The sequence below is a fragment of the Flavobacterium sp. 270 genome (assembly GCF_004368785.1).
GTDB lineage: Bacteria > Bacteroidota > Bacteroidia > Flavobacteriales > Flavobacteriaceae > Flavobacterium.
Window position 1 is genome coordinate 126,126 of record NZ_SODM01000004.1, and the last position, 17,827, is coordinate 143,952.

Here is a 17,827-nt window from a genome sequence, read left to right on the forward strand (position 1 = left end):
GTACGAATTGAATCTTAATAAGCTTGTTGAGTCCGTGCTCCATAAAACACTGTCAAAGATCAGAATCTAATTATTTTCAGCAGGCAAGAGAATTGTGAATCTTGTTCCGATTCCTTCCCTAGAGGATACGGTAATATTTCCCTTATGCCTCTGTACAATTTTTTTGCAGAGTGCTAATCCCATTCCAATAGATTTTTCCTTGGAATCGACTTTTCTGAAAATTTCAAACAGTTTGATTCCCTGCTCGTTAAAACCTTCTCCATTATCCTCATATGAAATCCTTATAAAGTTCTGATAATGATATTTATTACTGTTTTCCAGTATATTTTGCGTGATTATTTCTGCTTTTATATTTATGGAAACTTTGCTCTCTCGCTTTTTAAATTTAAAGGAATTATCAATAAGCTCTTTAAAAAGATTTGTTATCATATTGAAATCAGCATAGAAAAAAGGATAGCTGTTTTCAAGTATTTCATAATTTAAATCGCGAAGCGAATCTGGTAGATTTTTAACTACATATTCGATTATTTCCGCTAGATTTACTTCCGTATAAGTAAGTTTTTTTGAATCAATTGCATTATAACGTTCAAGACCTTCAAGCAAATCACGAGTGTTTTCAACTAAGTCAGTAATTTTAGTCAGGTACAGCGTATTTATTTTAGTTTCTTTTCCAGCATCGTCTTTAACCTTATTACTAAAAAAGCTGATTTTTCTGAGAGGTTCCTGCAGATCATGAGACAAAATTTTATTGATTTCTGTCATCTGGCTGTTTTTATCAGCAAGTTCCTGTAGCTGCCGAGATAACAATTTTTCATTTTCTAAAAGTACATTACGCATGGATATAAGCTCAGCATTTTGGAGCAATGCTTTTTCAGCAGCATTTTTAGCAGCTAATATTTCCTTTTCGAATTTATTTCGGTTAGAGATTCTCATCCCTCCAAAATGAACAGCAAATGAATTTTCCTTTTCAATATAAGCTGCATTTAAAAGCACTGGGAAATCAGTACCGTCTTTTGCAATAAATGAAAGAAAAACTTCATCGGCATATCCTTTCATTTTAACGATAGGAAAAAATTGGGTCTGAAAAAAAATTCGACTCCCAGCGGTAACTATGTCCGCAAACTTTATTCTACGGATTAGCTCTTCACGGCTGTATTTTAAGTCATGCAGTAAAGCATCATTTATTTTTGTAATTAAGCCATCGCTTTGGAAAGTAAAAAGGTAACAAGGAGCTGAATGATATTCAGAATCCGAATGTTCACTATTGATGTCTGGCACGCTGATATCTATACTTTTAAGTAGTTTTTAATATGTTCGATAGTTTCTTGCGGGTGGCTTAAATGAGGACAGTGACCTGTTGCCTGCATCTTTATAAACTTACTTCCCTCAATTTTTTTTGCAATATAATTCCCCACAGCATCAGGAGCGATAATATCATCCGAACACTGTAGTATTAACGAAGGAACTCTTAGTTTAGTAAGATCCTTTCTGTTGTCGGAGAAAAATGTAACCCTTGCAAATTTTCGTGTAATATCCGGATCTGCGGCGCAAAAACTTTCTTCGAGCTCAATTGACAATTCAGGGCGGTTTTGATTTTTCATAACATTAGGTGCAAGAAAGTTAGCCCATCCGATATAATTATTATCCATAACATCGAATAGTCCCTCTAAATCTTGCTGCGTAAAACCTCCATCATAGTCTATATCATTAACATATCTTGCAGATGGACCAATCATTATTAACGATTTAAATACTTCAGGTCGTTGAATTGATGATAAAAGCCCTATCATAGCACTCACCGAATGACCAATAAAGATAATGTCTGTAAGGTTGAGAAAATCACAAATATCGAGAATATCCTGTGCATAGCCATTAAGACTGCTGTAACGGTCTGGATTATATGAATCCTTATCAGATTTCCCACATCCAACGTAATCAAAGACTATAATTTTATAGTTTTCTTCAAAGGCTGGAGTTATAAAACGCCACATATTCTGGTCACATCCAAAACCATGTGCAAACATTACCACTTCGGAACCTTTACCGAAACACCTTACATTATTACGCTGTATAACTTCCATTATTACAAATATACATCTATATTTGATAAAGGAATCGCTTCATCCTAAAATTTTAATTAGTTTACTGCGCTAATCTGGGTCTTTTACGTTTTGTGGCAGAATCGTGGCAAATCAATTTTCTGAATTACAAAATCCAAGCAATCATAGACATTCTCGGAATCAGGTTTCAATCGGGATGTACCTGTATTGATCATAATGTAAGTTTCTCATTGAATCATATCACTGTTATCTTTGGAATAACTTATGAAAAATATCTGCATAAAGATACAGATCGAGAAATAAGATTTTTAAAGTATCGCTTGTGGTTCGTGGCATTTCTTCCAGTATGCAATAATATTCTCAATTACGGTCTGGAAATCCGAAAAATTACTCTCTTTCTTAAAATAACCTTGCGCAGAAAGCCTAAATGCCTTATCAACATAGCTCGGATCACTCGAAGTAGAAAGATATATATATGGAATGAATCTGATTTCAAGACGTTTTTCAGACATAATAAGTTGTCGGAGTCCAAATCCATCTAGTTTTGGCATATTAATGTCTGACAACACCAAAAATGGGTATGCTTTATTTTCTAAAAGGTAAGGAACAACCATGGTAGGATCATCAAAAAAAACAATCTTATTGGATATATTCAGACTTTCAAAAATATCGGCAAGAAAGTCCTGATCATCAAGATCATCTTCTACAACAATAATTTCACCATTTACATTCATAATAGGAAAATCTTTTACATTGAACATTGAAGACCAGCTTATCTAGTTCGCCTTAAATTTATGATTTAAGTAAACTCGAGATAAAATCCGAATGGTTCGAAATTAATTCCAAAGGATCAAGATATTGTGGATTTTTAATGATCTTTCCATCTTTGATTACGTACGGATGGGTAAGCAAAACATCTTTAATTGTACTCTCACTGAAACTACTAACATCATACATACAGATCAATGAACACGAATGTTTTGGAGTCAACAGATTCAGGTTTGACTCATACTGTAGAAGTTCCTCTGTTCCGGGAAGATTCTTAAGAGCCCATACCATATCTCCGCAAGCTCTTACACTATCATAACCTGCCCTTGAAGCAGATAATAAAGTTTTTTCCAACATAGCATACATTCTTTCTGCACCAAACATCCCATCTTTAATATAAGTGTTTTCCGAAGCCAATACTTCCAGTTGACCGCTCACAAGTTTATCAGTGATTGATATTCCACTATCTGTGAGACAGCGACAATGCTCACCGTGACGGTTTGCTTCAAGTATGTTAATGACTTTATCATTTGATTCTAAACCTTCCATAATATATGGAATGATTACCTCATATTGCTGTTCTCTGGAATCGAAAAATCCACAGATGTGCATTGGAGCTGACAAGGACTCTCCACATACTGAAAAAGAAGTTTGTTTCATATATCAAATATACAAAATTACTACAAAAAAATTTAGGACTACTGAACTTTTATACTTGTGGCAAATTCGTAACAAATGCATTTGACTTGACACTTTTAAAAAAGAATAAAAATTTTACCTACTTTTTCCTAGTTTACATTTTGTCGCAGACTCATGCCACGCAAGATTTTAGAAAATTAAACCTCAGCAATATTAAGTTCTTTTGAGTTTAGGTTCGAATCGGGATGCAGGACAATATTAATTTTAAATAAAGTTTTAATATTCAAAATTTATATCGTAATATTGCAATATTAAAATAAACAAAATGGGAGCAACTAAAACAGAACACTTTTCAGATGCGCAAAATCAAATAGCCATAATTGCTAAAGCATTAGGTCATCCAGCAAGAATAGCAATTATTGAGTACTTACTGAAAATTAATGAATGTATTTGCGGTGATATCGTTAACGAACTTCCTCTAGCTCAGCCGACAGTGTCACAACATTTAAAAGAACTTAAAAATGCAGGTATCATAAAAGGAAATATCTCAGGAAACGCAATCTGTTATTGTATCGATGAAAAAACAATTGATATTTTAAATTCCTATTTCTTGAATATCACTCAGACAATTTCAAAATCAAAATGTTGTTAAGACATTTTTTTTGATAAGATATATCGCAATATTGCATTAAAACAATAAACAAAAACATTATGAAATTATCAGAAGTAAAACAAATTTCATCAACATTGGAAAATGTTGAGTTTCAACTTGAAAATGGAACTTTTGTTCCTGAACATTTTCATGTTACCGAAGTTGGAATAATTACAAAACATTTTATTGATTGCGGGGGTGTAGTTAGAAATGAGAAAGTTGTAAACTTTCAACTTTGGAATGCCAACGATTTTGAACATCGACTAAAACCTGCTAAACTATTACATATCATTCAACTCTCTGAGGATAAATTAAAAATTGAAGATTTTGAGATTGAGGTAGAATATCAAAGCGAGACAATAGGAAAATATGATTTAGCGTTTAACGGAAAAACTTTTGTTCTTCAAAATAAAACTACTGCATGCTTAGCTCAAGACTCTTGCAGAATTCCATCAGAAAAACAAAAGATTAATTTAGTTGAATTAAGTAATGATGCATCTTCCTGTTGTACGCCAAATTCTGGATGCTGTTAAAATGAAAGAAAAAATCGTAAGATACAAAAAGCCTATTATCATAACAACCTTTGTTATTTTGCTACAGCTAATTTTTGGCTTTGAGCCAAAATTCTGTATTATAAATATTATTTGGTTATTCGTTTAAAAACATGAAAAAGAAAATACTAATACTCTGCACAGGAAATAGCTGCAGGAGTCAAATTGCTGAAGGTTACATGAGATATTTCACAGGTAACAAAGCTGATGTTTATAGTGCGGGTGTTGAAGCTCATGGAGTCAATCCAAAAGCAATTTCAATTATGGCAGAAGATGGCATCGACATTTCAAATCACACATCTAATAATATTGATGAGTATAGAGACATTGATTTTGATTACGTAATAACGGTCTGTGACAATGCTAGAGAAAGATGTCCATTTTTTCCAACAAAGGCACTAAAATTTCATTACAATTTTCCTGACCCTGCTAAGGCGACAGGTACAGATTCTGAGATAACTACACAATTTAAAAGTGTAGGGCAGTTGATAAAGAATTATTGCGAAGATTTTGTAAATACAAATCTATCATAAAACAACAATTAAAAACTAATCTATAACACTTTAGTAAACTATACTTGGTACTATTTCTGTTGCAAGAATTAAGTGAATTCAGCAATATTTCATTTGAAAATGTTTTGTGGCAGAATCGTGGCAAAAACTCCTTATCAAAGTAACAATTTAGCATTTGTATAGCTGCTGAATCAAAATTAGAATGACAAACGATCAAAACTAATCTGAAAAACACGGTAAATTTTCATTCGAACCAATCATGTAGTGCTCTTCTACCTCTATCAATAATTATTTGACCAACTTTGTACTGACTTAAAAATACTGAAACTTCCACTGTTAGATCAATATTAATTCACGCTCGCATACCTGTAAGTAAATAGTAAGCAATGATAATTTTAAAAAGCCGGAATAATCTGTGCAAGTTAATATCATTGTTGTTCTACAGGGTTTTCTTCATCAATATTTTTTAAAATTTCATATTTTTTTTCAGTCGTTTAGCAATTGATCCAAGAAAGTAAAATTTTGCGGCAATATGATATGGAGCACTTATCAATAATCACTAACGATGCTATTTTTTTCCACTAAGTATTTCGGATATTTTAAGAATTGAGTATAATTCTTATATTTGTATGTGTATTTAATATTACAAAAATGAGTAAAAATATCTTAGGAGCCCTGACACAGCATGAAAGTAAATTGAACACTCTTTGGTTACAGTTTCTTTTGGAGAAAGGATTGAGTGACGGTGCAACAGAAGAAGACGAATCAAAAGAATTTATTAGACTGTTTATAGAGACGCTGAACCATGGCGCCACAAGTAAAGATTTAAATTCACATGTATTTGATAAAATCTACGAGTTATTATCTGGAATAACTATATCTCGGGCAAAACGCGGCTTCTCTCCCCGTGAAACAGCGTTTTATATAATTTCTTTTAAAGAAGCTGCTTCAAAAATATTATCAGATATAACGAATGATACAGTACATCTTTACACTGCAAATCTGGAGTTAAACAACATTATAGACCATTTAATTATAATGACTTTTGAATCTTTCATGCAAGGTCGGGAAGAAATAATTGTAAGGCAGAATAACGAAATAAGTCAGATTTCCACACCAGTAATCCAGGTCTGGGAAGGCGTTGTTGTATTACCTATAATTGGAACTTTAGACAGCTCACGAGCGCAGTCTGTGACAGAAAGCTTACTACAGCAGATTACTGAAACCGGCAGTTCCATTGCTATATTGGATATTTCAGGAGTTCCTGCTGTAGATTCACTAGTAGCGCAGCATCTAATAAAAACTGTTAGTGCAACACGTTTAATGGGCGGCGAATGCATAATTAGTGGTGTCCGCCCCGAAATTGCACAAACTGTTATTCATTTGGGAATTGAGCTCACAAATATTATTACAAAAGCAACACTTGAAAATGCATTACAGACAGCATTCGGCATGATGCAAATTGTTGTTATGAAAAAATAATGCTAATCAGAATTTGATTTCCTGAAATTTTATTTTGAATATTTTTTGTTTAAAGGACTGGAAATAATTTGTATTTGTGGACTTGATACTCTGTCAGACACAAAAACTTATGCGATTTTTACCAATTTTTCTTCAATTTAAGTTTCATGATAGTATCGTGGCGCATTGCATTTCGAAAATATAAAAACCAGCAAAATCAAACACAATTGAACTTGGGTTCGAATATATTAAGATCATTTTGAAAGAACATTAGGGACTGCAGTTCCCACAGCAGAATTGATTTTAACCGCACCATCGCTCAGCGAAGTTAATAATAATATATAATACTATCAGATACAGGATTGTCTTTGTAAATTATCTAAAAAAACTACTTTGTTCGGAACTTTAAGCCTTTCGAAAATTACTAAAATGGCTTCCTGATCATCAATATAATCTTATACTATTATAATTTACTTATACATATTTGTCTTATAATTTCTTTTATACTCGAAAACCTTCATGATAAATTTTATGATCGTAAATATTAATTAAGTGTAAAATATAATCTCTTTTTTGTCTTTAATTTCATTGACAAAACACATTTCATTTACTAAAGAATTAATCAAATCTTAAGCAGTTTTAAAAAATAACATCCGAGGTAATTCGTTATTTCGTATATACCTAAAAATAAGCCGCAAAATGAAGCTGATTACATTATTTCTGTTATTGACGGTGCTTCCTATAAACTGGGAAACTAATTTTAATAACGCCAAAAAAAAGGCAAAGGAAAAGCATGAATTAATACTTCTGAACTTCTCGGGATCTGACTGGTGCGGGCCCTGTATTGTATTGCGCCGGGAGTATCTTGAAAGTCAGGTTTTCACAGACATTGCAAATGAAAATCTAGTATTGGTGAATGCTGACTTTCCGAGAAAAAAGAAAAACATCGGCACACCCGAGCAAGTCAAACGAAATGAGGAACTTGCCGAAATTTATAATAAAGAGGGAAGTTTTCCCTTAACCCTTTTGTTAGATGCTGACGGAAAAGTTCTTAAAACGTGGCACGGAAAACCTGAAACCAGCCCTGAACAATGGACAGCCGAAATAAAAGCAATTTGTGACAGCAAAAAATAACATAATATCCCAAAAATATTCACAATCCTTGAAACTCATGGGAAACAACTTTACCATTACAGTTGTGGCAGCTAATGAGAAAGCAGGAAATGAGTATATCAAACTTGCTGTTGAAGAAATAAGGAGGATTGAAAAATTGCTGACAACTTATAAAGCGGACAGTCAGACCAGCCTGATCAATGAAAATGCAGGAATTATACCGATTCAAGTAGACGCTGAAGTTTTTAATCTCATCGAAAGGTCTGTTGGAATTTCAAGAATTACGCAAGGTGCTTTTGACATCTCATACGGAAGTATCGATAAAAGTCTATGGAATTTTGACAAATCCATGACCAGTCTTCCTGATTCCCAGACAGCGCTTAAGATGGTGCATCTTATCAATTACCAAAATATTATTCTTGACAGGGAAAAAACTACCGTATTTCTAAAGGAAAAAGGGATGCGCATTGGTTTTGGAGGAATCGGAAAAGGATACGCCGCAGAAATGGCCAAACAAATACTGATCAAAAACAATGTCCGGAGCGGTATCATTAATGCCAGCGGTGATCTTTCTGCGTGGGGTGTTCAGCCAAATGGCAGTAAATGGACGATCGGTGTTGCATCGCCTGATTCTCCCAGTACAGCATTTTCCTATATGGAAATATCAGATAAAGCAGTTGCGACTTCTGGAAATTATGAAAAATTCGTAATGATTGGCGGAAAAAAATATTCGCACACCATAGACCCAAAAACAGGACTTCCCATAACGGGAATTAAAAGCGTTACCGTAATTGCCTCAAACGCAGAATTCGCAGATGCGATGGCTACACCGATTGCAGTTATGGGAATTAAAGCAGGCTTGTTTTTAATAGATCAGATTCCGGATCTATATTGTATTATAATCGATGATAACAATAAAATTTACACTTCAAAAAACATTAACCTGAGATGAAAAATCCAAAACAAAAATCGATCTTATTGTTCTGCTGCCTGACTTTTACAGGTCTTATGCTTACATCGTGCACTTCGGTAAAGGAATACCAGAAAGGAAAAATCGATGATTCTGAAATGGTGCTATCTAACAGAAAAATTGAAAAGACAGAACTCAGTTTTCAGTCCTACCGTGAAGGAGCTTCCGGAGCAAATTCAGGAAAAAGCGGCGGTGGCTGCGGCTGTAACTAATTTTCATACGACCAAAAAATGAAAAGAATATTCATCTCAGGATTTGCTCTACTGGCACTATTGCAGGCAAGAGCGCAAAACATACCTGCTGATTCCAGCAGTTATAAAAGCACAAAATTAAAATTAGAAGAGGTAAATCTGGTATCCAGCTATTATAAACAGGACGGAAATAATTCAGCTGTCACCGGTGGTATTGGTTCGGAACATTTAACCGACATCGCCAACACAATAGATGTAAAGCTGATAAAATACGGCCAAACCGGAATCAAACATACTTTTGATATTGAAGCTGGAATTGATCATTACACATCAGCATCTTCTGATATGATTGATTTAAGTGCCAATTCATCTGCTTCTTCTTCGGATAATCGTTTTTATCCCTCGTTGACTTATTTAAGAGAAAATGAAGAAAATGGCAGAACATTGGGAATCGGCGTTTCTTCATCAACTGAATTTGATTATCAGTCTTTTGGAGGCAACATCATGTTTTCGCAAAAAACGAAAGACAAAAATGGCGAGTTTACAGCCAAATTTCAAACATTTATAGATCAGCTGAAGTTGATTGAACCTGTTGATCTTCGCAATCCCGGCAGTGAAGGTTATGGAAGTGCCAACCGTAATACTTTTGCGGGAACCCTCAGTTTTACTCAGGTTGTAAATAAAAACCTGCAGCTAATGATTGTTGGTGATGTGATCAGTCAAAATGGATATCTGAGTCTTCCGTTTCACAGGGTATATTTTGCGGACGGTTCTGTGCATCAGGAGAAAATGCCCGACAGCAGATTAAAAATTCCATTGGGAATCAGAGCCAGCTATTTTTTTGGTGACAATATAATTATTCGTGCATATTACAGATATTACAGCGATGACTGGAGCCTGAAAGCGCATACAGCTGATCTTGAAATCCCCGTAAAATTAACACAAGCGTTCTCCTTAAGTCCATTTTACAGATATTACATACAGACTGGAACCAAATATTTCAAACCATATGGTGAACATACTCAGGCTGATGAGTTTTACACCAGTAATTATGATTTATCTAAATTTGACAGCAGTTTCTTTGGAATGGGGATGAAATTCACACCTCCCAACGGAATCTTTGGACTTAAACACTGGAGTACCCTTGAGATCCGTTACGGCCATTATACCAGAACTACCAATATGACTTCTGATATTATCAGTATAAACATTAAATACAAATAAAGGATAATTAAGTGTATAACAAATATAAATTTTAGGCACGTTTCTTATTTTATTCCATTCTATTAACAAATAAAAGCAGTATTATGAAAACTATAAGATATTTTCTCATTGCAATTGCTGCAATAACTTTTAGTTCTGGACACGCTCAGGTTTCAGTAAACGTAAATATAGAAACACCGCCTGCATGGGGACCAGTTGGTTATTCCGATGTCCGTTATTATTATCTGCCTGATCTTGAAACCTATTATGATGTAAGCACTTCAAACTATGTTTATTTGAATGATGGCAGATGGGTAAGAACCAGATCGCTTCCATCTGTTTACAGAAACTATGATCTTTATAATGAATATAAAGTTGTATTGACAGATTATAGTGGTGACCGTCCTTATGACAATTTCAAAGTCCATAAAGTAAAATATGGAAAAGGTTATAAAGGAAAACCTCAAAAAACAATCGGCCCAAAACCTGGTAAGGGAAACAACAAAGGCGGAAATGGTAATGATCATAACGATAACGGAAACCATAATGGCAAAGGAAATGGAAATGGAAAACATTAAAAAAAAGGAGGCTATAAATAGCCTCCTTTTTTTAATCCATTGCAACCACAATGCTTGTGCAGGCAGACTCCTGTCAAATTCCTAGTCTGTAATCTTTATTGTATAAGGATATTTAATATCGATGAATTGATTTCAAATCGAACTTTAGATATAAAATTACCTTACTATTTAATTAAAGTTGTTTTAAAGATTGTAATAACAAATTAAAGTTCTTCGGCAATTATTTATAGATTTCACCGCAAGGCACTATATTTTGATAGTGCTTAGAATAAAAACTACTTTTGTAAAAAAAATAAAAAACATGAAGAATTATGTTATTAAAATTTTATTTGTAGCTGCAGCTTTTACATTATCAAACTGCAGCGTTAATACGACCAATCGTTCCACTGCAGCTGCCAATACTAAAAAAGTCCCGCCGGGACAGGCAAAAAAAATGAATGGTGATAAAAGTGCTAAAAATTACGCACCGGGACGCAATAAATAATAGCAAGAGATTGTAAAGGAATACCCCCTAAATCAAAGTCTAGGTCGAAAATTTTTTCCTGCTGATAATTTTCATCTGTAAGTGTGGCTGGCATAATATTGTAAATCAGATCAATATTTGATAGTTTTTCATTTTTTAATAAAATCAGGCACGAAGGAGCCGGCAAGGTACTGACTGAAGTAAGACTAAATATTTTTTCGCCTGTATTTTGAAGAGGATTAATAAAATAAGATCCGGGAAAGTGACTTTTATTTACCCCCATATATTCTATAAATTGTTCCATTTCAAAATCTGTAAACGGAATACCTTTCACTTGTAAATCAGAAACCAGCTGCAGCTTAAGCCATGTAATATTGACCAGTAATCTTTTACAATCCCGGGCATATTTAAAATAAGTGAACTGTGTATTTATACTGTACATTATACTTATTAAATTTTATAGTCAGACTGCAATTGGTAATAGTATTACTCAGAGCAAACATTTCTCTCAAAATTACTCATTAAAACTGCTAACGATAATAATTGCATTCCAGGCACTAACTTAATCTAATTTATCGCTGAAAAACAATACAGGAGAAATTTAGAACCATTCTAACAGCTTGTTTGGTGCAGCTGAATTCTTTTTTTAAGTAAATTTACTTATCAAAAAAAAGAGGAACAATGAGTATAATTATTAATGAAAATGATTTTAGGGAGACTCTTGAAAAAATAGATAAGAGGATCCGCATGCTGAATGATCAAAAAATAACAGCTCTGTTTGAGTCGCTTGGACTGAACGAAAGGGAAGATATACCGCAGGATTACCTAACATGGGAAAATATTCTGGTTGTAGTTCCAAGCCGCATTATTTTAAATGATCTGAAGAAATACAAAGTTTTAATAACGGGTATCACGTTGCTTTTAAATCCTAACGCAGTGCAAATTCACCTTTTTGATTCTAAGGAATGGGACAGCATGACACGAACTAAAACACAATTTCAAATCAGGGAACTTTTAAAAACTAATTTTGGCGGGGTTCCAAAGATTTCTGAAAAAAAAGACTGGACCAAATTATTTTAATTACAGCTATTAACTTCCCAAAATTATGCCAGGTTTATGATCACTCAATGTAGTTCAGGCGTCAAATAAAAGGCACATACACCAATGAAAAACAAAATCTGATAATGGCAGTAAAACGAAAAATCTACCACCGAAATTTTAAATTGGAGGCAGTTTTATTTAGTTATAATAACACATATCACAGATGTAGAAAAACAGCTTGATTTTAAATTTTCTACTTTCTTGTGAGACCCTTTCTTTAATTTTAAAATATTTTTCACGACTGTGCAAGCTGGAGTCCCACTTTTTAAATTAGATAAGAATTATATCATATCTTAAAAATACTATTTCCTTAATTTATGATTAATACCCCTCCATTCTGAGGGATACTAATTTCAACTTTCTGATCTTTTTTTAATTTTATTGTATTTACTTTTCCGGTTAATTGTTCATCATCTATATAAGTTTTTAACACGGCTCCGGAAGCAAACATGGGCAGTTTTAAATGAATCTTAAGTGTTTTCTTTTCAGCATTAACACCGGCAATATACCATTTGACACCTTTACGACGCGCAAGCAGCACATATTTACCCGGATACCCTTCTAAAAAACAAACCTCATCCCAGGTTGTCGGTACTTCTTTCATAAAGTTAACAGCCCATTCAGGAGCATCATTTAAGTTATTGGGGGCCAATGCAAAATGCTGTACGCCGCTTTGAAACAATATGGCTGTTGCCAAAGCAAATACATCAGAGGTCATTCTTTTTGAACCTTTATTCGGAATATTATCACTATTGTAAAATTTATTTAAAGTACTTCCTCCAAAATCCATACTTCCGACTGTATTTCTGATAAAAGTATGAATAGTAGCATTTGCAGCTTCGTTATTACAGCTTTCTTGTTCGAAATGTAAATTTTCGCTTGCCAGAACAGCCTCGCTTGATGCATAATTAGGATACATACGCTCCCAACCGCGCGGTAAAGTACAACCGTGAAAAATAACCATTATTCCGAAATCGTTGGCGTCTGTCAGGATATCTTCATATAGTTTCATGGTTTCCTGCTTATCTCCTCCAAAAAAGTCGACTTTAATTCCTTTTACGCCAATACTTTTCATCCACGCCATTTCTTTACGACGAATGGCCGCATTGTCCATTAATCCTCTTGGACCTTGCGGAGCATCATTCCAATGTCCATTAGAGTTGTACCATAAATAAAGACCAACATTTTTTCTCGCTCCATATTTTGCCAATTCAGCTATTTTATCGCGGCCAATTTGTGTATCCCAAAGCGCATCAATCAAAATGGTTTCATAATTCATAGCAGCACTAAAATCGATATACTGTTTTTGAATCGGAAACGTCGTATTATTGTCCATTTTTATAATCCAGCTCCAGCTTCCTTTTGTATATTGATACTCTTTAGAAGCTTCGTATTTTTGTTTAACCAAATCAAACGGAATCGTAGTTTCTACAATTGGCGCAAGGGTTTCCCCAATTGTAATGGTACGCCACGGCGTTTCTCCCGCAAGTGGAATTCCCGGCGCGGTTGTACCATTTCCATTGTTTTCACCTTCCGCTGGAAATCCAATGGTATATAATCCTTTGTCGCGGCCAATAAGTTTACTGGCGCAATAACTTCCGTCAACTCCGGTTTCCGAAATTAAAACCCATCCATTGGTCCTTACTTTGAAAAGACATGGAAATGAATATCCGTTGCCTAAGCCGTTTTTACCCATTGCATCATCTGGTAAATAAGAGGTTTCATAACTTGGTGCAGTTCTCGCATATCCAGTCATCGGCAAACTTTGCGGACAAAGAAAAGTTGTCGTTTGCTGCGGGAATACAAAACCAGAAACTTCTTCCTGAACAATACAGGCGCGGGCATCTTTTTGAGGATATACTTTATATTTGAAAGCTAAATTGTTATTGCTTACGCGAAAAATAATATCGATAGCTGCTTTACCCTCTTTTGTAAAAGAAAAAACAGCTTCGTTAGCAACATATTTTACATTGCTCTGTTTAATGTTTCGTAGCTGATACGTTTCGTATATTATATTTTGCTTTATATTCGTATCTAAACTTAATCCGGAACTAAAATCTCCCACATTTGTTTTTAATCCAAGCGGAGAATTTTCTATAAAACTCTTTTCGCCGTACGTAACGCTGTAAACCGGCTTTCCATTTTCTAAAGAAAGAGAAACTTTAAGTTTTTCATCAAGACTTTTTACAACAGATTGCGCGTTCACTTTAAAAAAAGAGAGAAAACAAATATATATCACAAATTTAAAATTCATAATAGAGTGTGGTTATTTAGTTAGTATCTTCAGATTAATGATTCGCTTTAATTAAGTTTGCAATTTAAACTTTCATTAAAGTTTTTTTGCTTTTTAGTCCTTAAGCGATTCTTGTTTTTAAAGATAAAAAATATCATTTTAGCGAACTATTCAACTCTGACATTTTTTACGCAAAAATCAGGGAGACTTATTTCACCAAATAAAAAATCAAATAGAGGTTTTTAAATCCCAGACAATAATTTTTAGAGCCAAAGAAAGACAGGTCTATTTTAAGCATTCTAATCTTTTCAAATTCTGTATAATATTTATAGAAATTTGTATTACATAATAATTTTGATTCAACTATAGATAATATTTCATTAAAAGATTAATTTAGAACCACGAAAACCTAAGCATGAAAGAAGATTACATAAAACGAATTAATAATGTATTATTATTTATTGACCAAAATTTAGATAATGAACTAAATTTGGAAGCTATAGCCAGAATTGGAAATTACTCACCGTTTCATTTGCACAGAATTTTTAAAGCAATTACAAATGAAACTATAAATGAATACATTACTCGCAAAAGAATTGAAAAAGCGGCGTCAATACTTTTACACAAAAGAGAAATAACTATTTCAGAACTTTCATTACAATATGGGTTCAACAGTAACTCGTCCTTTACCAGAACTTTTAAGAAATTTTACGGGATAAGCCCTAAAGTATTCCGACAAACATATCCGGATAAATTTAGCAAGATTGGTAAAATGGATAGCAAGAATAGACAAGAAAATGGGATATTTGACCAATATATTTGCAACATTAATAATCATAATAATTGGATTAAAATGAAAGCAAAAATTGAAATTAAAGAAATGCCAAAATTGGATCTTGCTTATATTTCACAAATTGGACATCACGGAATGCAGCATGCTTATTCAAAATTAATTAAGTGGGCAGCTTCAAGGAGGCTTCTGGAAAATAAAAACTTAAAAATAGTTACCATTTACCACGATAGTTTTAAAATAACTGAACCGGAAAAAGTTAGAATGAGTGGCTGCATTTCGTTGAAAGAAAAAGTGGAAGTTGATGGAGAAATTGGATTAACTACAATTGAAAAAGGTAGATTCATTGTCGGACATTTTGAAATTCAAATAAACGAATTTGAAAAATCATGGAGTGGTCTTTTCATTTGGATGAGCGAAAACGGATATAAAAAAGCTGATCGAAATCCTTATGAAATCTATTATAATGATTTCAATGAGCATCCGAAAAAAATGAGCATTGTAGATTTTTGTATTCCAATTGAATAAATTAAAACTACTTAAAAATGGAATACAAAGAAATAAAAACAGTGATAATTTTGACTTTAATAATTACAACGTTTTTAGCAGCGTTTGAATTAAACATCACAAAAAAATATTATTCAAATAAGAAATCCAAAATCGGTTGCACTGAAGTAACAACTTATGCCCTGAAAATTAAAAATACAAAGTAAAAATAAGCCTGAACTATTAGATTTAAAAAAAAATCAAACATAGATGGTTATATCCACTAGAAATTCAAATTAGTTAAACGGCTCAAAACAATCGTAATTTCTTTGTTTAATTATTTTGTTGTCTTTGAATTCATAAAACTGTGCAAAGTATGCTTTCATCTGACCACCTTTTGGTATACTCCCAATTGGAACAGCTAATGTTCCTGTCCAAAGGGCTTCGATGATTACTGTGTTTTCAAAAGTATACGATTTAATTATTTCATATTCTTCTTTCTGCAATACTTTTTTACCTCTTTCAGATGCAAGTTTTAGATCTTCCAAATTCCTGATGGCAATATTCTTTGTCAAGGTATTTGGAAATTCAATTTGTTCAATGTCCTTGTGATAGAATTGAATTAATTCTTCTGTCGTATTACGGTTTTGTAAAGTTTTGATAAATTGCTCTGCAATTTTATTTAGTTCTTCTGACATAAGCGTAAAGTTATTTAATTGAAAATTTTAGTGCTGTTTTTTAAGATCAAAAATAAAGTTATTTGTCTGCTAAAATGTGGAATGGTCTATCAATTTTCAGCAAATACAAATATAGTCTTCGGGGCAGTAACTTGAAGTCGCAGGAGCAGTTCTTTCAATAATCCATCAGAAACTGAAGAGATAACCTGCATAATGTTTTTTAAATCGTCAAAACGTGAAGGTTTTATGATGTAACCTTCCGCACCGAGATTACGTGCCTCATCAATCCCTTCAACTCGTGATGAGGTTGCGGTCATAATAACAGGCAGCTTTTTAAAACGACTGTCCTCTTTTAGCAGTTTAAGACATTCCCAGCCATTCATTCCAGGCAAACCAGCATCGAGAAGTATTAGTTCCGGGCGGGTCTCCATTTCAGAAAGCATCTGGAGCCCCTCTTCTCCGCTCTTTGCATATAATAATATAATATTTTCTTCCACATCATCAAGCGCCGCGGAAAAAAGCACTGCATCGTCACAGTCGTCATCAATCAATAAAATTATTTTCTTCAGCATTTTTAATATTTCAATATAAACCCATTCGTAAATTGTTTAAGTAAATATACTAAATATTAAACAAAAATAATTTCTTTCAAATTTCAACGGTTATTAAGATTTAAAACGAACTAAAACTTTCTAGAAAGCATGAGTGAAAACAAGCTGGGATTTTTATTTAAACATTGAATATTATTAAGAAGCAGTTTTTGATTAGTTGTCATGTTTCCAGACTTATATAACTAACGATGACTTACTTGAAAAGGTAAAGTTTACTACACAGAAATAGAGATTATTTAATCCTTATGAGAAATATTCTTTTCAGAAACAAAAAATATATTTCTAACTGGATTCAATAAAGCTTTTGTCCAGTGGAGAATGAATACTTTTTTCAAAATGAGTATAAAGCCTGTAAAAGAACTTGGTTTTTGTACATAGAGGTTTGCTCCATTATTAAAAGTCTCTTCAATATCTTTAGGATGATTGGAAGTGGAGAGCATAACTGCAGGGATATCTTTAAGTTCCTGATCGCTCTTTATTTCTGCCAGTGCCTCCTTGCCACCTTTAACTGGCATATTTATATCTATAAAAACAATATCAGGTTTTGGTTCAGCCCGATCTTTCAATGTGTTAACCAATTCCTGCCCATTCTCTACCGTAACAACCTCCGCAGAGACTTTTGTTGCATCAAGTGCTTCTATAAATAACTCCTGATCATCCTTATCATCCTCAGCCAGTATAATTTTTACTGGCTCATTTTCTTCTAATTCATTAGAAGTCACAGCTGCATTTTTAGGACTTGTCATATTAAAGCGGTTTATGATTTCA

Annotated in this window: 22 protein-coding genes; 13 read left to right on the forward strand and 9 right to left on the reverse strand. The window is 33.4% G+C overall.

The window, feature by feature from the left end:
- Nucleotides 1-66: 66 nt before the first annotated feature.
- From EV144_RS15410 to EV144_RS15425, 4 genes are all read right to left on the reverse strand, one after another.
- On the reverse strand, nucleotides 67-1,278 hold the full coding sequence (locus tag EV144_RS15410) for a sensor histidine kinase (RefSeq protein ID WP_134150062.1): 1,212 nt from the start codon (nucleotides 1,276-1,278) through the stop codon (nucleotides 67-69).
- A gap of 8 nt (nucleotides 1,279-1,286) precedes the next feature.
- Nucleotides 1,287-2,081, reverse strand: a complete 795-nt coding sequence (locus EV144_RS15415) for an alpha/beta fold hydrolase (protein WP_134150063.1) — start codon at nucleotides 2,079-2,081, stop codon at nucleotides 1,287-1,289.
- A gap of 287 nt (nucleotides 2,082-2,368) precedes the next feature.
- On the reverse strand, nucleotides 2,369-2,821 hold the full coding sequence (locus tag EV144_RS15420; RefSeq protein WP_134150064.1) for a response regulator: 453 nt from the start codon (nucleotides 2,819-2,821) through the stop codon (nucleotides 2,369-2,371).
- A gap of 31 nt (nucleotides 2,822-2,852) precedes the next feature.
- Entirely contained in the window at nucleotides 2,853-3,488 is a 636-nt protein-coding gene (locus EV144_RS15425) for an MEDS domain-containing protein (RefSeq protein ID WP_134150065.1), read from the reverse strand.
- Between the two features lie 304 nt (nucleotides 3,489-3,792).
- On the opposite strand from EV144_RS15425, the gene EV144_RS15430 reads away from it, so the two are divergent.
- From EV144_RS15430 to EV144_RS15475, 10 genes are all read left to right on the forward strand, one after another.
- On the forward strand, nucleotides 3,793-4,119 hold the full coding sequence (locus EV144_RS15430) for an ArsR/SmtB family transcription factor (protein ID WP_134150066.1): 327 nt from the start codon (nucleotides 3,793-3,795) through the stop codon (nucleotides 4,117-4,119).
- A gap of 59 nt (nucleotides 4,120-4,178) precedes the next feature.
- Complete coding sequence (locus EV144_RS15435) at nucleotides 4,179-4,652, forward strand: DUF6428 family protein (protein ID WP_134150067.1); 474 nt, start codon at nucleotides 4,179-4,181, stop codon at nucleotides 4,650-4,652.
- 131 nt (nucleotides 4,653-4,783) lie between these two features.
- Nucleotides 4,784-5,203, forward strand: a complete 420-nt coding sequence (locus tag EV144_RS15440; RefSeq protein WP_134150068.1) for an arsenate reductase ArsC — start codon at nucleotides 4,784-4,786, stop codon at nucleotides 5,201-5,203.
- Between the two features lie 630 nt (nucleotides 5,204-5,833).
- Nucleotides 5,834-6,664: an STAS domain-containing protein gene (locus EV144_RS15445; protein WP_134150069.1), complete on the forward strand. Its 831-nt coding sequence runs from the start codon at nucleotides 5,834-5,836 to the stop codon at nucleotides 6,662-6,664.
- Nucleotides 6,665-7,342: 678 nt separating this feature from the next.
- Complete coding sequence (locus tag EV144_RS15450; RefSeq protein ID WP_134150070.1) at nucleotides 7,343-7,777, forward strand: thioredoxin family protein; 435 nt, start codon at nucleotides 7,343-7,345, stop codon at nucleotides 7,775-7,777.
- A gap of 37 nt (nucleotides 7,778-7,814) precedes the next feature.
- Nucleotides 7,815-8,708, forward strand: coding sequence for an FAD:protein FMN transferase (locus EV144_RS15455; RefSeq protein WP_134150071.1), 894 nt, complete (start codon nucleotides 7,815-7,817; stop codon nucleotides 8,706-8,708).
- Nucleotides 8,709-8,764: 56 nt separating this feature from the next.
- Nucleotides 8,765-8,938: a DUF4266 domain-containing protein gene (locus EV144_RS15460; protein ID WP_243854699.1), complete on the forward strand. Its 174-nt coding sequence runs from the start codon at nucleotides 8,765-8,767 to the stop codon at nucleotides 8,936-8,938.
- Between the two features lie 18 nt (nucleotides 8,939-8,956).
- Nucleotides 8,957-10,141 carry a DUF3570 domain-containing protein gene (locus tag EV144_RS15465; protein ID WP_134150073.1) on the forward strand — a complete coding sequence of 395 codons (1,185 nt, stop codon included), beginning with the start codon at nucleotides 8,957-8,959 and terminating at the stop codon, nucleotides 10,139-10,141.
- An 83-nt stretch (nucleotides 10,142-10,224) separates the two neighbouring features.
- Nucleotides 10,225-10,698, forward strand: a complete 474-nt coding sequence (locus EV144_RS15470) for a hypothetical protein (protein WP_134150074.1) — start codon at nucleotides 10,225-10,227, stop codon at nucleotides 10,696-10,698.
- A gap of 301 nt (nucleotides 10,699-10,999) precedes the next feature.
- Nucleotides 11,000-11,182, forward strand: a complete 183-nt coding sequence (locus tag EV144_RS15475; protein WP_134150075.1) for a hypothetical protein — start codon at nucleotides 11,000-11,002, stop codon at nucleotides 11,180-11,182.
- Here the strand turns inward: EV144_RS15475 and EV144_RS15480 are convergent.
- On the reverse strand, nucleotides 11,151-11,603 hold the full coding sequence (locus tag EV144_RS15480; RefSeq protein ID WP_134150076.1) for a hypothetical protein: 453 nt from the start codon (nucleotides 11,601-11,603) through the stop codon (nucleotides 11,151-11,153). The genes EV144_RS15475 and EV144_RS15480 overlap by 32 nt on opposite strands.
- 239 nt (nucleotides 11,604-11,842) lie before the next feature.
- Between EV144_RS15480 and EV144_RS15485 the strand changes: the two genes are divergently transcribed.
- Nucleotides 11,843-12,241, forward strand: coding sequence for a hypothetical protein (locus EV144_RS15485; RefSeq protein WP_134150077.1), 399 nt, complete (start codon nucleotides 11,843-11,845; stop codon nucleotides 12,239-12,241).
- Nucleotides 12,242-12,572: 331 nt separating this feature from the next.
- On the opposite strand, the gene EV144_RS15490 is transcribed toward EV144_RS15485, so the two are convergent.
- Nucleotides 12,573-14,468: a glycoside hydrolase family 97 protein gene (locus EV144_RS15490; protein ID WP_243854681.1), complete on the reverse strand. Its 1,896-nt coding sequence runs from the start codon at nucleotides 14,466-14,468 to the stop codon at nucleotides 12,573-12,575.
- 442 nt (nucleotides 14,469-14,910) lie between these two features.
- On the opposite strand from EV144_RS15490, the gene EV144_RS15495 reads away from it, so the two are divergent.
- Both EV144_RS15495 and EV144_RS24200 read left to right on the forward strand, forming a co-directional pair.
- The gene (locus EV144_RS15495) at nucleotides 14,911-15,813 is read left to right on the forward strand and encodes a GyrI-like domain-containing protein (protein ID WP_134150079.1); all 903 of its coding nucleotides are present in this window, start codon (nucleotides 14,911-14,913) and stop codon (nucleotides 15,811-15,813) included.
- Nucleotides 15,814-15,830: 17 nt separating this feature from the next.
- Nucleotides 15,831-15,998: a hypothetical protein gene (locus EV144_RS24200; protein WP_166670588.1), complete on the forward strand. Its 168-nt coding sequence runs from the start codon at nucleotides 15,831-15,833 to the stop codon at nucleotides 15,996-15,998.
- A gap of 69 nt (nucleotides 15,999-16,067) precedes the next feature.
- Here the strand turns inward: EV144_RS24200 and EV144_RS15500 are convergent, their stop codons facing one another.
- The 3 genes from EV144_RS15500 to EV144_RS15510 all read right to left on the reverse strand — a co-directional run bounded on the left by EV144_RS15500 (nucleotide 16,068) and on the right by EV144_RS15510 (nucleotide 17,805).
- Nucleotides 16,068-16,469: a nuclear transport factor 2 family protein gene (locus tag EV144_RS15500; protein WP_134150080.1), complete on the reverse strand. Its 402-nt coding sequence runs from the start codon at nucleotides 16,467-16,469 to the stop codon at nucleotides 16,068-16,070.
- Nucleotides 16,470-16,558: 89 nt separating this feature from the next.
- Nucleotides 16,559-17,020: a response regulator gene (locus EV144_RS15505; RefSeq protein WP_134150081.1), complete on the reverse strand. Its 462-nt coding sequence runs from the start codon at nucleotides 17,018-17,020 to the stop codon at nucleotides 16,559-16,561.
- Between the two features lie 275 nt (nucleotides 17,021-17,295).
- The gene (locus EV144_RS15510; RefSeq protein WP_134150082.1) at nucleotides 17,296-17,805 is read right to left on the reverse strand and encodes a response regulator; all 510 of its coding nucleotides are present in this window, start codon (nucleotides 17,803-17,805) and stop codon (nucleotides 17,296-17,298) included.
- Nucleotides 17,806-17,827: the final 22 nt, after the last annotated feature.

Excerpts from the sequence above, each read along its gene's own strand:
- EV144_RS15415 (WP_134150063.1), bottom strand. The coding sequence starts at position 2,081 with ATGGAAGTTATACAGCGTAATAATGTAAGGTGTTTCGGTAAAGGTTCC.
- EV144_RS15420 (WP_134150064.1), bottom strand. The coding sequence starts at position 2,821 with ATGTTCAATGTAAAAGATTTTCCTATTATGAATGTAAATGGTGAAATT.
- EV144_RS15425 (WP_134150065.1), bottom strand. The coding sequence starts at position 3,488 with ATGAAACAAACTTCTTTTTCAGTATGTGGAGAGTCCTTGTCAGCTCCA.
- EV144_RS15430 (WP_134150066.1), top strand. The coding sequence starts at position 3,793 with ATGGGAGCAACTAAAACAGAACACTTTTCAGATGCGCAAAATCAAATA.
- EV144_RS15435 (WP_134150067.1), top strand. The coding sequence starts at position 4,179 with ATGAAATTATCAGAAGTAAAACAAATTTCATCAACATTGGAAAATGTT.
- EV144_RS15440 (WP_134150068.1), top strand. The coding sequence starts at position 4,784 with ATGAAAAAGAAAATACTAATACTCTGCACAGGAAATAGCTGCAGGAGT.
- EV144_RS15445 (WP_134150069.1), top strand. The coding sequence starts at position 5,834 with ATGAGTAAAAATATCTTAGGAGCCCTGACACAGCATGAAAGTAAATTG.
- EV144_RS15450 (WP_134150070.1), top strand. The coding sequence starts at position 7,343 with ATGAAGCTGATTACATTATTTCTGTTATTGACGGTGCTTCCTATAAAC.
- EV144_RS15455 (WP_134150071.1), top strand. The coding sequence starts at position 7,815 with ATGGGAAACAACTTTACCATTACAGTTGTGGCAGCTAATGAGAAAGCA.
- EV144_RS15460 (WP_243854699.1), top strand. The coding sequence starts at position 8,765 with ATGCTTACATCGTGCACTTCGGTAAAGGAATACCAGAAAGGAAAAATC.
- EV144_RS15465 (WP_134150073.1), top strand. The coding sequence starts at position 8,957 with ATGAAAAGAATATTCATCTCAGGATTTGCTCTACTGGCACTATTGCAG.
- EV144_RS15470 (WP_134150074.1), top strand. The coding sequence starts at position 10,225 with ATGAAAACTATAAGATATTTTCTCATTGCAATTGCTGCAATAACTTTT.
- EV144_RS15475 (WP_134150075.1), top strand. The coding sequence starts at position 11,000 with ATGAAGAATTATGTTATTAAAATTTTATTTGTAGCTGCAGCTTTTACA.
- EV144_RS15480 (WP_134150076.1), bottom strand. The coding sequence starts at position 11,603 with ATGTACAGTATAAATACACAGTTCACTTATTTTAAATATGCCCGGGAT.
- EV144_RS15485 (WP_134150077.1), top strand. The coding sequence starts at position 11,843 with ATGAGTATAATTATTAATGAAAATGATTTTAGGGAGACTCTTGAAAAA.
- EV144_RS15495 (WP_134150079.1), top strand. The coding sequence starts at position 14,911 with ATGAAAGAAGATTACATAAAACGAATTAATAATGTATTATTATTTATT.
- EV144_RS24200 (WP_166670588.1), top strand. The coding sequence starts at position 15,831 with ATGGAATACAAAGAAATAAAAACAGTGATAATTTTGACTTTAATAATT.
- EV144_RS15500 (WP_134150080.1), bottom strand. The coding sequence starts at position 16,469 with ATGTCAGAAGAACTAAATAAAATTGCAGAGCAATTTATCAAAACTTTA.
- EV144_RS15505 (WP_134150081.1), bottom strand. The coding sequence starts at position 17,020 with ATGCTGAAGAAAATAATTTTATTGATTGATGACGACTGTGACGATGCA.
- EV144_RS15510 (WP_134150082.1), bottom strand. The coding sequence starts at position 17,805 with ATGACAAGTCCTAAAAATGCAGCTGTGACTTCTAATGAATTAGAAGAA.